This window comes from Leptolyngbya sp. CCY15150, from assembly GCF_016888135.1.
Classification (GTDB): Bacteria; Cyanobacteriota; Cyanobacteriia; order RECH01; family RECH01; genus RECH01.
In genome coordinates, this window is sequence record NZ_JACSWB010000145.1 from 1 (window position 1) to 13,553 (window position 13,553).

Sequence of the window (13,553 nt, forward strand, 5' to 3'; positions counted from 1 at the left end):
TCGACAGTTGGGATCATCTGCTCACCTTCATGCTGGAAGGTCTAGAGCTAGACATCCCGCCCAATACCAGTTGAATCGTCATACTGAGAATTGCTGGCCCCGCTGTCATCTGTTGGGCCACCAACAGCAACCGGTCTACCCCAAGGGGCCTTGGAAGCGTTACGAAGGGCGATCGCTCTGCAAGCCCCCTAGCGGCCGCGTGGGTTCCACCGTAGCCACCACCTCACCCGTTAAATGAGTGTCATAGCCACCTAATCGTTCGAGCTGGGAAATTACCCGCCGGTGGCCCAGCGTACCTAGCAGGTGCTGCACCGGAGGATCATCAAGATAGGCCTGTAACGTGACCAGATCGTAATGAGATCGGCGCAGGGGCAGAAACTCCAGCTTGAACATCTCCGCCACCGAAGCCGCACTCATGCCCACATCCGCCTCGCCAGCCAGGATGGCATCCGCCACATCATGGTGAGAATGCACCACATGATCGAACCCGACAACCGACTGGGGGGCGATCGCTGCCGCCGATAAAACCTGCTCCAGCAAGTGACGACTTCCCGATCCCGGCTCACGATTGATCAAGGTGACATCGGGGCGCGCTAGGTCAGCAACGGTCTGGATAGCTTTCGGATTGCCAGGAGCCACCAGCATCCCCTCTTGCCAAATTCCTAAATTAATCAGCACCGCCGTCTGCCCTTGGAGCGCCTGCTGCACAAACGGCACATTGAAAGTTTTCGTATGGGGACAGTAGAGATGCACGCCAGCAATATGCACCTCACCCCGCATCAAACGGTCTAAGGCAACCATGCTGTTGGCAAAGGTGAGATGCACCCGTAACCCTGGGTGCCAGCGCTCTGCCGCCCTAGCCCACAGAGACATAGCCGGCGAACAGCCCGCCACCGCCACCGTATTCAGCAGGTTCACCGGATCATCCAGCAGGGTCACCGCCACCGTCTCCTGGTTGCTGTGGCGCATGGCTTCTCCATCGGCAGGAATCAGATCCACCCGAAAGGCATCGGCCCCCACCAAGGGATGGGCCACCCATTGGCCGCCAATCTTCGCCAAGCTCACCCGCAACGCTTCTCCCACCGCCATCGCCTGGGTGGGCATGGCTTCCACCTGAGCTGCCTCTTGATCCAGCCAGAATAGATCCTCCACTCGACAGCCCAAAGCCTTGGCTAGCCGCAGCGCCACCGTCGTAGATAGGGACGTTTGACCCGACTCAACACCGCCAATGGTTTGACGACTCACACCCGCCATAGACGCTAGGTCTTGCTGACTAAGTCTTAAGCGTAGCCGAGTCTGCTTTAAGCCATTGCGTAGCTCATCTTTCACAGCATTACCAAGGGAATCCATTGAAACATTATTATAAGTGCCCCATCCCCTACCATTTCTCCATTCTGGCGGGTGAGCCCTTGCCTGCCCTCCCGACTCAAACAACCCCATCTGCGGTTTGTACTCAGCAACACGGTTTTTCTAAAAGACGCCAGTAGAATTGACATTAGGTAAATATATTGTCTTCTAGGATTGGAGACTCACCATGAAATACAGTCCCCGTAATGCTCTGACTGGAACCATCAAAGAGATCATCCCAGGGATGGTCAACGTCGAAGTTGTGATTGACATTGCCCCAGATCTTGAGATTGTTTCGGTAATTACCAAAACATCCAGCGAGCGGTTAAACCTCGCGGTTGGTCAGGAAGTTTGCGCCTTGGTGAAGGCATCGAACGTCATGTTGGCCGTTGAGTAGGAGAGCGATCGCCATGCAAACCTACCGCCGTTCAAACCTGTCGCTGCTGACCGTCATCCTTGGCTTAGCGACAGTAGGCTGCGTTCAAGCGGAGAATCCGTCCATCCCCGCATCAAGCACAGACACCACAGATCCAGACACCGTTGAACTCACGATCTCGGTGGCGGCTAGCGTGCAGGATGCCATGCAGGACATCCAAACGGCCTATCAAACCGCAGTTCCCAACGTGGCCATCACCTATAACTTTGGATCCTCCGGCTCCCTAGCTCAGCAGATTAGCCAAGGCGCACCAGCCGATATCTTTTTGTCCGCCTCAGATCAATGGATGGACGACCTGGAAGAGCAGAACATGATTCTGCCCGGCTCACGCCAAGATCTATTGCTCAATACCCTGGTGTTGATCGTGCGGGCAGATCAATCAGGCGTGAGCAGCTTTGAGGATCTGGGCAGCGATCGCGTCAGTAAGCTAGCCATAGGTGAGCCAGACAGCGTGCCCGCCGGGGGCTATGCCAAAGAAACGCTGATCAGCCTCAATATGTTTGATGCTCTGCAACCCAAGCTGGTCTTTGGGAAAGACGTGCGGCAGGTGCTGTCCTACGTTGCCACGGGCAATGTCGATGCAGGGTTAGTCTATGCCACCGATGCCAGATTGTTTGACCAAGTTGAAGTGGTCAGTACAGCATCAGCAGACATGCACTCACCGATCCTGTATCCGGTCGGCGTGGTTGCCACCAGCGACCATGGGGAAGCCGCTCAAGCGTTTGTCGATTTTCTCTCCAGCGACACAGCCGTGGCCATCTTTGAAGACTACGGATTTACCATGGCAGACTAGCGCCAGCCTCCCCACGGCATGTCTCTGAATTAGACCCTCTCTCACCTATGCCAACAACGCGATCGCTCCTGGCCTTCCTCTAGGCTGAACCATGATGCCCAACGACCTTGCACCGCTGTGGATTTCCCTCAAAACCGCCTTCTCAGCCACCCTTCTTGTTGTGATTCTAGGGATCCTCAGCGCCCGCTGGATGCTCAGCTATCGCGGCCGCGCTCGGGGGCTCATTGACGGCATCCTCACCCTTCCCCTCGTCCTGCCGCCGACGGTGGTGGGCTTTTTACTGCTCCTGCTGCTAGGTAAACATGGCCCCATTGGTCGGGCGATCGCCCCCTTCGGCATCACCGTGATCTTCACCTGGACAGCAGTGGTGATCGCGGCAACGGTGGTGGCCTTTCCCCTGATGTACAAAACCGTGCTGAGCGCCTTCGAGCAAGTTGATCCAACGCTGATCAGCTCTGCCCGCACGCTAGGGGCATCCGAATGGCGCATTTTCTGGCAGATTTTACTGCCCTTGGCCTGGCCGGGTCTCCTAGCCGGAACGGTGTTAGCCTTTGCCCGAGCCCTGGGTGAATTTGGGGCAACCTTGATGGTGGGCGGCAGCATTCCTGGCATCACCCAAACAATCCCCATTGCCATTTTCTTTGCGGCGGAGTCGGGGCGCATGGGGGTTGCCTTGGTTTGGGTAGTGTTAATGGTGGCCCTATCCCTGCTCGTGATCGCCGGCATTAACTATGGGAACCGGCCCCGCTCCCATCAGCCAAGCATGGCCCATGGCCTCGTCACCCTTGGGTTTAACTGGATCTTCTTCAAACGCTTAAAGAGCAGCCTGTTTGGCATACCGTCAACCATCGTGCCCCGAGACCCAGACTCCCATGCCAAACCGACCTTCGCCCTCGTCTCGTCATCCCCCTCTGCCCAGGAAGCAGCTCATCTCAGCGTTGCCGTTGAAAAGCAGGTGCCTGGGTTTCACCTCAAGGTTCACGTTCACGCCAAGGCTGAACCCTTGGGGATTTTGGGAGCCTCCGGATCAGGCAAAAGCATCACCCTACGGTGTATTGCCGGGTTAGAAACGCCCTCCCGAGGACGCATTGTGCTCAACAATCGGGTGTTGTTCGACTCGGAGCAAGGCATTAATGTCCCTAGTCGCGATCGCCGCGTGGGCCTAGTCTTCCAAAACTATGCCCTGTTCCCCCACCTCACCGTTGCCCAAAATATTGCCTTTGGGATGCAGGCCATTCCACGACAGCGCCGCGCCGCAGAGGTTGTGAAGTATATAGACATGATTGACCTGTCCGGGATGGGCGATCGCTACCCCCATCAACTCTCGGGCGGGCAGCAGCAGCGGGTGGCCCTGGCCCGAGCCATGGCCATTCAACCGGACATTCTCCTCTTGGATGAACCTCTATCGGCCCTCGATAGCTATCTGCGCAGTCACATCGAAAAATTATTGATTGAGCTGCTGTCCCACTATCAAGGCATCACGATCTTTATCACCCACAAACTCGAAGAAGCCTACCGAGTCTGCAACCATTTGCTGGTGCTCTCCGGCGGACAAATTCTGGCAGAGGGCAGCAAACAAGACATCTTTGAGCGACCGCCCACCGTTGAAGTGGCGCAGATCACGGAATGTAAAAACTTTTCCCAAGCGCGGCGAGTCGATGAGCACCATATCGACGCCTTGGACTGGGGCTGCTGCCTGCAGGTGACCAACCCCATGGCGTCTAAATTGGGCTATGTGGGGTTGCGCGCCCATCACATTAAGTTCCCGCAAACCACCGATCAGAGCAATACCTACCTGGGTTGGTTAGCCATGACCATAGAAACTCAACACCGGGTCACGGTTTACATCAAGCTCCACAGCAAACCCCAATCTCCCCAGGATTACCATCTCCAAGCAGAGCTCTACCGAGAGCAATGGAATCGCCTACAGCATCGCCCCCTTCCCTGGCCGATTCACTTCGATCCCGCCAGCCTGATCACCATGCCATACTAATCGGGGCTACCCAATACAGCCCAAACCACTTGGCTCAGCTTTGGATCAGGCTGCTCCGACATGAAACCTCAACCCGTCACCGCCTAGCCTGTGCAACCATGCCCGCTTGCCCAGGATGATCATTGTCGAACTTATGTTGATCACGCTCCAGCATCGTGGTTTTCCCTCAAGATCCTAAGTCGATCCGCCCGGAAACCGCAGCCCATCAACACATTCTTCTACCTTTGCTCCGGCTATTGTGCCAATTTGCGACCATGGCACAACCCATGTGACAGTTAGACGGGCGGTATACTGCCAACCCATTCTTGGGAAAAGAGATACTACACTTAAGATCAGCAATGTAAAGATTTGCAAGGATAGCAGCGTAGATGGAATTGGCGACAGCTCTCAAGGGGCAGACTGTCCAGAATGTGATTCGCACAGTGGGCATCAACCCCAATCACTGGTATCCCGTTGGATGGGCCGACCGGCTCAAGCCCGGTCAGATCATGCCCGTTATGGTCTGGCAACAAGCGATCGCAGTCTACCGCGATCAGGAGGGTCAACTTCATGCGTTGGAGGATGCCTGTCCCCATCGCGGCGTCGCCCTGCATAAGGGCAAAGTCCACGGTAAACACATTGCCTGTGCTTACCACGGCTGGGAATTTAATGGCGATACGGGAGCCTGTGCCAAGATTCCCTACCTGCCTGATGAACAGAAATTGCCCTGTGCGAATGCTCGCAGCTACCCCATTCAGGAAAAATACAACCTGCTCTGGGTCTTTCCGGGTGATGCTGACCAAGTGGAGGCCCACGACATTCCCTCCGTGCCGGAGTATGGCGATATGGGTTGGCTGATGGTGCCGGTGACGGCCCACTTCAAGGCCCATTTCACCATTTGTAACGAAAATGCGATGGATGTTTTCCATGGCTTTTTGCACGAAGAACTCCAAGGCTGGTTTGATCCGGTTTTATTAGACCTGAAGCAAACAGACGACTTGGTGCGGGCAGAATATCAGGTGTCCTATAAAGGTCGATTGGCCAAGTTTTTAGGATTAAGCGATCGCGCCGATGAAGTTACCACTCTGCCGATTGCGGTGCAATATCGATACCCCCACTTTGCTAGCGCACTCAAGGGTGTGTCGTCGCTCTATCTGATGCGATCGCCCGTTGGCCCTACGGAAAGTCGTTCCTTTGCGCTATTTTTCTTCCGCGTGAAGCTGCCCCAGTGGCTCTTAAATCCGATTCGACCGGTTTTGAGTGATTTCATTCAGCGATTTCTGCTCCAGCGGTTCCTCCGCCAGGATGTCGAAATGATGGAAAGTGAGCAGCAAGCCTATCTACGGCATCCTAGCCGTCGCTATGTTGAGATCAACCCCGCTATTCTGGCACTTCAGCGTCTGACAGTCCGGCAATATGAACAATTTGTGCAACAATCAAGTCATTCTTCTGGTCAGTCGCAAAACCAACACGCTGCACGTTCATCGATCGGGGCATCCTCTACCATCGAGGCTGTGATGTCGAACGCGGTTGAGACGCCATCCCTAGAGGGCTTAGTACAATGAGCGTCAGCTTTTAGTCGCTAGAGTGGGGTGATGGCACTACGGAGTTCAGTTGAGTAAACGGTTACGCCGAGGATTACAGATCCGTCCGTTTGATGGCAAAATCTCGATTGGAGCAACCTCTTGTATCCAGCATTGGCAGCCGCTTGGCCAACTTCGCCTAGCCAATATCCATGTCGCGATCGCAGAGGCACAATGTTACCGATAACACAAGGTGAGGGGAGTTTACTGTGCAAGTTGTTAAAGAGTACGTTCAAAAATGGTATGAAAGCGGGTTAGACCCCGAGGAATTTATTTGTCACGGCAAAGATGGCAATTTAGTTGATATCGAAGATGCTGCAACAGGCGATCGCCGCACGGTTTTAACCTTTTGCACCAATGATGTGTTGGGGCTCACGCAAAATCCAGCCGTCCAGCAGGCTGCCATTGATTCCATCCTGCAATACGGCACCTCCAATAGCTCCTGCTCGGTGCTGAGTGGGCGGATTGACCTCCATCGCCAGCTAGAAAACGAAATTTCTGAGTTCAAGCACCTTGAACACACCCAGCTTTTCCTAAATGCCTGGATGGCTTTGCAAGCCTTGATGGATGCCTTTTGCCATCTAGCCATCCCCGTGCCTGGGTTTCAGCATACCCGCGAGACCATTATCTTCACCGATGTGCTCAACCACGGCTGCATCGTCTCCGCCATTTCCAACGCCGGCACCCGCTCCGGCAAGCTGTTTGGCCATAGCCCTCGGGTGAGAGTTCGCGCCTATCGCCATTGCGACATGGACGACCTAGCCCGCAAGATGAAGCGCTACGTACGTCCCGACGATCGCATTATGGTGATTTCCGATGCCGTCTTCTCCATGGATGGCGACATCGCTCCCTTGCCGGAGATGATCGACATCATGTCTCACTACGAAGGCAGCGTTTTGGTGATGGACGAAGCCCATGCCAGCGGAGCCCTCGGTGCCACCGGTCGCGGCATCTACGAACACTTTGGCTTGCTGCCCCAGCACGCCATCGAGCGCGGCGTGATTCCGTTGATTATGACCACCTTCTCCAAGTTTGCCGCCTCGGCCGGAGCTGCCATCAGCAGCCACGTGGCAGAGCTGAAGCCGTTGCTGAATGTGTCACCCACATCCATAGGCACCATCTCCCTGCCGCCTCCAACCACCGCCGCTGCCCTAGAAAGTATTCGCCAAGTGCGCCAAACCCCCGAGCTGGTGGGTCGCCTGCATGAGAATACCCGCTATCTGCGATCGCGCCTGACGGATCTAGGCTTCGATGCTATCGGCGAAACCAACGTGGTGCCTGTGTTGCTGCCGCCGGAGATCAACCCGAAGGAATTTGGGCAGAAGATCATGAATGACTACGGCATCTGGATTTCGCCCATTTGGTTCATTGCCAAGCCCCGAATGCGGATTACGGTGAATGCTCGCCACACCCGAGAGGAGCTCGATCGGCTCGTGGCTGGCATGGTAGGCACCCGCGATGCCCTCCTCTGCAAGCAAACCCTCACGGCTTAAGACTGAGGGATCCGACTCTCTCGGGCCAGGAGCGATCGCTCCTCAGCCGGGAGTCGGATCATCTCTAGACCACCTCAGCGTCCCGACGATCTTGAATCATCGGGACGCTTGCTGTTTGGGGATCTTAGTGGCGCAGGAGGAGGTAGTAAAGCTGCCCCGGCGTATTCACCAAGCCAGCGCGATCGCCCGCCACCACACCGGTTCCCAAAAAGATATCCACACGCCCCGGCCCGACGATCGCGCCGCCAGTATCTTGGTCGAGCACAAAGCGGCTCACCCGATGGGATTCTAGGTCTCCCGAGGGCGTCGCATAGGGCAGCACCGTATGAATCATGGCCAGGGCTCCCGGCGGCATCAGGGTTTTGTCGGTGGCAATGGAGCGATCGGCCGTCACCGGCACCCGCAGACTGCCGGTCGCCGCTGAGCCATAGGTTTCGCTGAAAAACACAAACCGCTGATTGCGGGGAATGTATCGACTTAGCTCGTCGGGATAGGTGCGGAAATAATCCAGCACCATAGGCAGCGTTAGTTCCTCCAGGCTGAACTTGCCGTCATTGACCAGTTCTCGCCCCAGGCTGGTGTAGCTATACTCGGTGCGGCCGTTATAGCCCACGGTCATGATGGTGCCGTCGGTTAACTGCAGTTGCGCCGACCCCTGCACCTGCACCAAGAAAGCTTCTAAGCGATCGCGCAGCCACACCAGTTCTAGCCCCTGCAAGCGCCCCGATGAACCACCTAGACCATCACTCCCTTCCAGTTGCTGGCGCGTAGGATGGGGCTCTGCCCATTGCTCTAAATCTGGCGGACGGCGGTAGAGGGGATAGCGATACTCGGCGGTGGGTACACGGCTAGCGGCATAGACCGGCTCGAAATAGCCGGTGAAGTCTACGGATCCCAGTCCATCGGTGCCAATGGCTTGATACCAATCAAACTCCTGCATCACCGCGGTCTGCAGCGCTGTCCCCGATGAGGAGGTCAGCAGCAGCTCGCGAAATCGTTCTAAACTGCGACGCACCCGATCCCGCGTGATGCCGGGAATGGGGTAGTTGTCGTAGGCTGCTACCGCCGCTGGTGTTTGCAAATAAACCAAAGACTGGTGGATAGCCGCCAGCAGGGCCGTGCGATCGCTCTGCCAAACCAGGTGAGAGTCCAGATCATCGGTCTGCAACCCCTCGCCCCAGAGTTGCCCATCCCAGCCTAGGGATGGATCCATGTGTAACTGATCGACTAACTGATCGACAGAAACTGGGCGCAGCGGCTGCTCCGTAGCCTGGGCTGGCTGGACTAAGCTGACCATGCCAACCGCCGTTGCCGCCCCCCATGCCATCATCCAACGAGCCATGATCATTAAAAGCGATCGACACTAGAACTAAAGTAGGGTTCTACCCGAATCCCAATAATCCGGGATGGACGAACCACCATATATTCCCCCTGAATGTTTTTGATGGGGACACTAATGAACTCATCGGACGATGACTTGGGCACAAGCTCACCGCTGTACCACTTTTGAAATTCTTGGATCGTGGGAAAGCGAATTTCTTCCCGATGTCCACCGTCCATAAAAATATGTACAGCGTATTCCGTGGGGGTTCTGGGCATAGTGAGTCACAATCCTACAGGTTTAATACAGGTCGTTGCCTAGAGTTGTTGCCTAGATCAGTGGGGATGTACCCATGCAGCAGAATGATGCACTCGGGAGTTTAGTCTCAACGCCGCTAGGTCGCCTCCCGTCTGCGATCGCCATTCACGGCAATTGTAGGGCAACAATGCTGCTATTCTTCCCAGAAACCTAGCAAAATACAAATGTTTGACATGGATCTTCGTGAATCGATCGCCCAGGCCTACCAGGTCGGCTCTCTGAATCAACCCCTTGGAGCCAACCATTGGGCCAACCTAGGAGACCATAGATAGGAGGGGCAGCAACAGGGTAGGCTATCTACTACAGGATTGAGTTATGGGACTGAGAAGGTCGAGATATTATGCAGGTATTTGTTCTTTTATTTAACGCTGGCACCAGCAACGAGGGCATCCACACCCTCAAGGTGAGCGATCGCAACATTGTGTTGATGTTTGAACATGAAGATGACGCCATACGCTACAGCCTGATGCTGGAAGCCCAGGATTTTGGCAGCCCCACGGTGGAAGCGTTTGAATCCGACGATATTGAAGAATTTTGCCTGGGGGCAGGCTATGAATGTAAACACATTCCCGCTGGCACCCTTGAAGTGCCACCCGATACCAACGCCCCCTCCACCGATTGGCAACCCGACGGCACCGCCAAACCGGAGCCGGTCAACCAAGAGGGTGGCTTTTCTGCCGATGAGCTAGAACGACTGCGGAAGCGGCTCGAAGGTCTGCTCTAGCTAACAGGTTTGGGCGTTGCTGAATGAAGATATGACATCAGAAGGTGAGCAAGATGCTCACGGTTCGTTAGCGCAAATCATATCGCGATTCACCAACGCCAAGGTTTGCTCTAGCTGCCCGGTTCTCTCTCATCGTCTACCGCATACCCCATAGTGACTGATCATGGCCAACTCTTCCCCCAACCTCACCCACCTCAACGAACGCGGTCATCTGCTCACCGAGCAGGCCAATCCCAATAGCCAAACCCTGGATCAGCTCAGCACCCTAGAGCTGGTTCAACTGTTCAACCAAGAAGACTACCGCGTCTTGGAAGCGATCGCCTCGGCCGAAACCGCGATCGCCCAAGCCATTGACCTGACGGCCCAGTGCCTCCGGCAGGGAGGACGACTGTTTTATGTGGGCGCTGGCACCAGCGGCCGTCTGGGCGTCCTAGATGCCGCAGAATGCCCCCCCACCTTTTGCACACCGCCAGAATTGGTGCAGGGCATCATTGCTGGGGGAGCGGCGGCCTTAGTGCGCAGTTCCGAAGATTTGGAAGATCGGCAGGAAGACGGTGCAGGAGCGATCGCCCATCGCCAGGTAACCGATTTGGATGTAGTGGTGGGCATCACGGCCGGCGGCACCACGCCCTTTGTCCATGGAGCTATCCAGGCGGCCCGCCAACGGGGAGCCCATACGATTTTTATCGCCTGCGTACCCCAGGATCAGTTCGCCATCGAGGTAGATGTTGATATTCGGCTGTTGGTGGGCCCCGAAATCTTAGCCGGATCCACCCGCCTCAAGGCCGGCACGGTCACCAAACTCGTCCTCAATATCCTGTCCACCGGCGTCATGGTGCAGCTAGGCAAGGTCTACGGCAACCGCATGGTAGATGTAGCCGTGACCAACAATAAGCTCCACGATCGCGCCCTGCGGATGTTACAAGACTTGACAGATCTCAGCCGTCCTGAGGCGGCCCTGCTGCTGGAACGTAGCGGTCGGCAAGTGAAGTTAGCCCTACTGATGCACTGGACTGGCTTAGATGCCGAGGCAGGCGATCGCCTCCTAGCACAGCATCAGGGTCAACTGCGTCAAGCCCTAGATCAACATTCAGCCACCCTGAAGGATTCATCAACCCATTAATCAGCCCATGGCATCTACGCAAATTCACGAATATTTGCTAACATCGACGAACAGGCAGGCCGTGCATATGCGTACATTTTGCGATATCTTTTGTGAAGCGATCGCTATTCTCAGGGTTTATACTTAGAAATCAGGGTGCATGTTATCGATATTCATAGAGCGATCGCAGAACAATTAAACTGGCGCTCACTACCACCAGGGTGTTTTTACTGAACTTACTTCATAAAAGGTTTAGTTCAACCAAGGCTGGCTTGCGTTTAGCCTGGAAAGCTCGTCAAGGGTTCAACGCCCTTACAGCAACAGCGTTAACCGAGCCCGCCGGTTCTTCCCTATCCATTGGGGGCCACCCGTGCCGTTCACCACGGTGTCACATTTGATGCATGAGCAGGTTCTGTTCACCTCAAGGCAGACTACCTAGGTGACCGGGCAGGTTGGCAGCATCGCATCTTCTTCGATCGGTTCATTTCATCATTCCACCATCAGGGCGATCGTCATGGGGAGACGACCTTAGAGCAACTACAGGACGACTCCCCATTCAGCTACTACAATGGGGACTTAAACCCCCCATTGCCTTCATCAGCAGGGGGCAATGGACAACCATCATCACTTCAATCCCTATCTACCCGAGTCTGTGTCCTTAGGATGCAACACGCAACGGTTCATCGTTGTTACGGCGCGCCAAGCTAGAGGCGATCGCCGCTTAGCAGCATTTTGTCGAACAAGTCTCTCGGATCAACGTTCTCCAGCATCCACCAGGGTGTTGTTTTGATCCCAAATTGCACACCCCTAGGCCCACATCTGATCACGAAATCTAGGTTTCTGCTCTGTTCTCACAGCCAGCATCTTCAAATTCGGGCCCTATCCGCGTAACCATAGAAGATGTAGTGAACTTCAACAGGTTCTGTCGTAAGACAGGGAAACGATAGATATGGTTACTGTTCTGATCCTATTGATCGCGCTGGGTGTATTGGGGTGGGGGCTATACCGATCGCTACCCCTCGGCAAGTTTGGCATCTTAGCATGGCTGCAATCCGTCCTGCTCATGGCTCCTTGGTTGCTCTTCTTTGCGCTATTTGCCGTTGGCATCTATCTCAACTTAGCAGCGGTTTTACTCCTGCTACTGATCTCCATCACTGGGTATGTGCTTCTGGGACGGCGGCTGCGATCGCTCAGCCAAGATCCCCAGGTTCAAGAAAAAATGGCTATGTTGAAAAACTCGACAGCCCCATCTGCTTCGTCCTTCGATCCAGCATCGTCTACGGATGAAACACCCGAGGGGTCATCTGCCAAGTCAGTCACACCGTCGGAGGAGACCGCCAGCCTCGACGTGATTCCCATGCCCGCTGAAGACTTGAAAGCGGTGCAGGGCATCTTTGGCATTGATACCTTTTTTGCTACGGAAACCCTACCCTACCAAGAAGGCGTCATCTTTAAAGGGAACCTGCGGGGCGAAGCAGCCGACGTGCATGAGCGCCTCAGCAGCAGCCTCAAAGAACGAGTGGGCGATCGCTATAACCTGTTTTTAGTGCCAGCTCCCGATAGCCGACCTACGATTGTGGTGTTACCGAGCCGCAATGGCCCCCAGCCCAGCACCACCGCCCAGCGGCTGATTGCTTTGCTGCTAGCGCTGTTCACCTTTGCCACCTGCATGGAAACGGCCGGGCTATTTTTGGGGTTTGATCTGCTCAACGAAATCAGTCGCTACTCGGAAGCCTTTCCCCTAGGCATCGGCATTGTGCTGATTTTGGCCGCCCACGAACTGGGGCATTGGCTGACGGCCGAACGCTATCAGGTGCGTCTCAGTCCACCGTTCTTCATTCCCACCTGGCAGATTGGCTCCTTTGGAGCCCTCACCCGCTTTGAAACATTGCTGAAAAACCGCAGCATCTTGTTCGATATTTCCTTGGCTGGGCCGGCGGTAGGTGGAGTGTTGTCCCTCGTGGCCTTGGTGATCGGTCTCGTGCTGTCGGGCCCTGGCAGCCTGTTTCAAGTGCCTACGGAGTTTTTCCAAGGGTCGATCTTGGTGGGCATGTTAGCCCGCATCGTCTTGGGTGCCGAGCTACAGCAAAGTATCGTTAGCATCCATCCGCTGACGATTCTAGGTTGGCTAGGTTTGGTGATTACCGCCCTCAATCTCATGCCCGCTGGACAGCTAGACGGTGGTCGAGTGATGCAGGCGGTCTACGGACGCAAGGTTGCCCGGTGGTCAACGATTATCACGCTAATTGTGTTGGGCATCGCCACCTTTGCCAACCCCCTTGCGCTCTACTGGGCTGTGTTGATTCTATTTCTACAGCGTGGTCTAGAGCGTCCTTGCTTAGAAGAACTTTCTGAACCCGATGATGCCAGGGCAGCCCTGGGTCTTCTAGCTTTCTTCTTAATGGCTGCAACATTACTTCCAGTGACGCCGGCCTTAGCCGGACGCCTGGGCATAGGAGGATAA

At 55.3% G+C, this 13,553-nt stretch carries 11 protein-coding genes; 8 read left to right on the forward strand and 3 right to left on the reverse strand.

Annotated elements, in window-relative coordinates; translation table 11 throughout:
- Positions 1-159 precede the first annotated feature (159 nt).
- The gene (locus tag JUJ53_RS05160) at positions 160-1,329 is read right to left on the reverse strand and encodes a substrate-binding domain-containing protein (protein ID WP_343327891.1); all 1,170 of its coding nucleotides are present in this window, start codon (positions 1,327-1,329) and stop codon (positions 160-162) included.
- Between the two features lie 205 nt (positions 1,330-1,534).
- Between JUJ53_RS05160 and JUJ53_RS05165 the strand changes: the two genes are divergently transcribed.
- The 5 genes from JUJ53_RS05165 (at position 1,535) to JUJ53_RS05185 (ending at position 7,624) form a co-directional block, all read left to right on the forward strand.
- Entirely contained in the window at positions 1,535-1,744 is a 210-nt protein-coding gene (locus tag JUJ53_RS05165) for a molybdopterin-binding protein (RefSeq protein WP_204150921.1), read from the forward strand.
- Positions 1,745-1,757: 13 nt separating this feature from the next.
- Complete coding sequence (modA, locus tag JUJ53_RS05170) at positions 1,758-2,576, forward strand: molybdate ABC transporter substrate-binding protein (RefSeq protein WP_204150922.1); 819 nt, start codon at positions 1,758-1,760, stop codon at positions 2,574-2,576.
- A gap of 94 nt (positions 2,577-2,670) precedes the next feature.
- Positions 2,671-4,569: a molybdate ABC transporter permease subunit gene (gene modB / locus JUJ53_RS05175; RefSeq protein WP_204150923.1), complete on the forward strand. Its 1,899-nt coding sequence runs from the start codon at positions 2,671-2,673 to the stop codon at positions 4,567-4,569.
- 368 nt (positions 4,570-4,937) lie between these two features.
- The gene (locus JUJ53_RS05180) at positions 4,938-6,113 is read left to right on the forward strand and encodes an aromatic ring-hydroxylating dioxygenase subunit alpha (RefSeq protein WP_204150924.1); all 1,176 of its coding nucleotides are present in this window, start codon (positions 4,938-4,940) and stop codon (positions 6,111-6,113) included.
- Positions 6,114-6,340: 227 nt separating this feature from the next.
- Positions 6,341-7,624: an aminotransferase class I/II-fold pyridoxal phosphate-dependent enzyme gene (locus JUJ53_RS05185; protein ID WP_204150925.1), complete on the forward strand. Its 1,284-nt coding sequence runs from the start codon at positions 6,341-6,343 to the stop codon at positions 7,622-7,624.
- Positions 7,625-7,748: 124 nt separating this feature from the next.
- On the opposite strand, the gene JUJ53_RS05190 is transcribed toward JUJ53_RS05185, so the two are convergent.
- The gene (locus JUJ53_RS05190) at positions 7,749-8,921 is read right to left on the reverse strand and encodes an MltA domain-containing protein (protein ID WP_343327892.1); all 1,173 of its coding nucleotides are present in this window, start codon (positions 8,919-8,921) and stop codon (positions 7,749-7,751) included.
- A 50-nt stretch (positions 8,922-8,971) separates the two neighbouring features.
- A complete protein-coding gene (locus JUJ53_RS05195) occupies positions 8,972-9,223 on the reverse strand; it encodes a hypothetical protein (RefSeq protein ID WP_204150926.1) in 252 nt (83 codons plus the stop codon).
- Between the two features lie 380 nt (positions 9,224-9,603).
- Between JUJ53_RS05195 and JUJ53_RS05200 the strand changes: the two genes are divergently transcribed.
- The 3 genes from JUJ53_RS05200 to JUJ53_RS05210 all read left to right on the forward strand — a co-directional run bounded on the left by JUJ53_RS05200 (position 9,604) and on the right by JUJ53_RS05210 (position 13,553).
- Positions 9,604-9,987 (forward strand): DUF3110 domain-containing protein, encoded by a 384-nt coding sequence (locus JUJ53_RS05200; protein WP_204150927.1) that lies wholly within the window; start codon positions 9,604-9,606, stop codon positions 9,985-9,987.
- A gap of 163 nt (positions 9,988-10,150) precedes the next feature.
- A complete protein-coding gene (gene murQ / locus JUJ53_RS05205; protein WP_204150928.1) occupies positions 10,151-11,110 on the forward strand; it encodes an N-acetylmuramic acid 6-phosphate etherase in 960 nt (319 codons plus the stop codon).
- Positions 11,111-12,038: 928 nt separating this feature from the next.
- Positions 12,039-13,553 carry a site-2 protease family protein gene (locus JUJ53_RS05210; protein WP_204150929.1) on the forward strand — a complete coding sequence of 505 codons (1,515 nt, stop codon included), beginning with the start codon at positions 12,039-12,041 and terminating at the stop codon, positions 13,551-13,553.

What these genes read in the sequence shown, in the direction of transcription:
- modA (WP_204150922.1), top strand. Translation starts at nt 1,758, where the DNA reads ATGCAAACCTACCGCCGTTCAAACCTGTCGCTGCTGACCGTCATCCTT.
- murQ (WP_204150928.1), top strand. Translation starts at nt 10,151, where the DNA reads ATGGCCAACTCTTCCCCCAACCTCACCCACCTCAACGAACGCGGTCAT.
- JUJ53_RS05180 (WP_204150924.1), top strand. Translation starts at nt 4,938, where the DNA reads ATGGAATTGGCGACAGCTCTCAAGGGGCAGACTGTCCAGAATGTGATT.
- JUJ53_RS05190 (WP_343327892.1), bottom strand. Translation starts at nt 8,921, where the DNA reads ATGGTCAGCTTAGTCCAGCCAGCCCAGGCTACGGAGCAGCCGCTGCGC.
- JUJ53_RS05195 (WP_204150926.1), bottom strand. Translation starts at nt 9,223, where the DNA reads ATGCCCAGAACCCCCACGGAATACGCTGTACATATTTTTATGGACGGT.
- JUJ53_RS05200 (WP_204150927.1), top strand. Translation starts at nt 9,604, where the DNA reads ATGCAGGTATTTGTTCTTTTATTTAACGCTGGCACCAGCAACGAGGGC.
- JUJ53_RS05210 (WP_204150929.1), top strand. Translation starts at nt 12,039, where the DNA reads ATGGTTACTGTTCTGATCCTATTGATCGCGCTGGGTGTATTGGGGTGG.
- modB (WP_204150923.1), top strand. Translation starts at nt 2,671, where the DNA reads ATGCCCAACGACCTTGCACCGCTGTGGATTTCCCTCAAAACCGCCTTC.
- JUJ53_RS05165 (WP_204150921.1), top strand. Translation starts at nt 1,535, where the DNA reads ATGAAATACAGTCCCCGTAATGCTCTGACTGGAACCATCAAAGAGATC.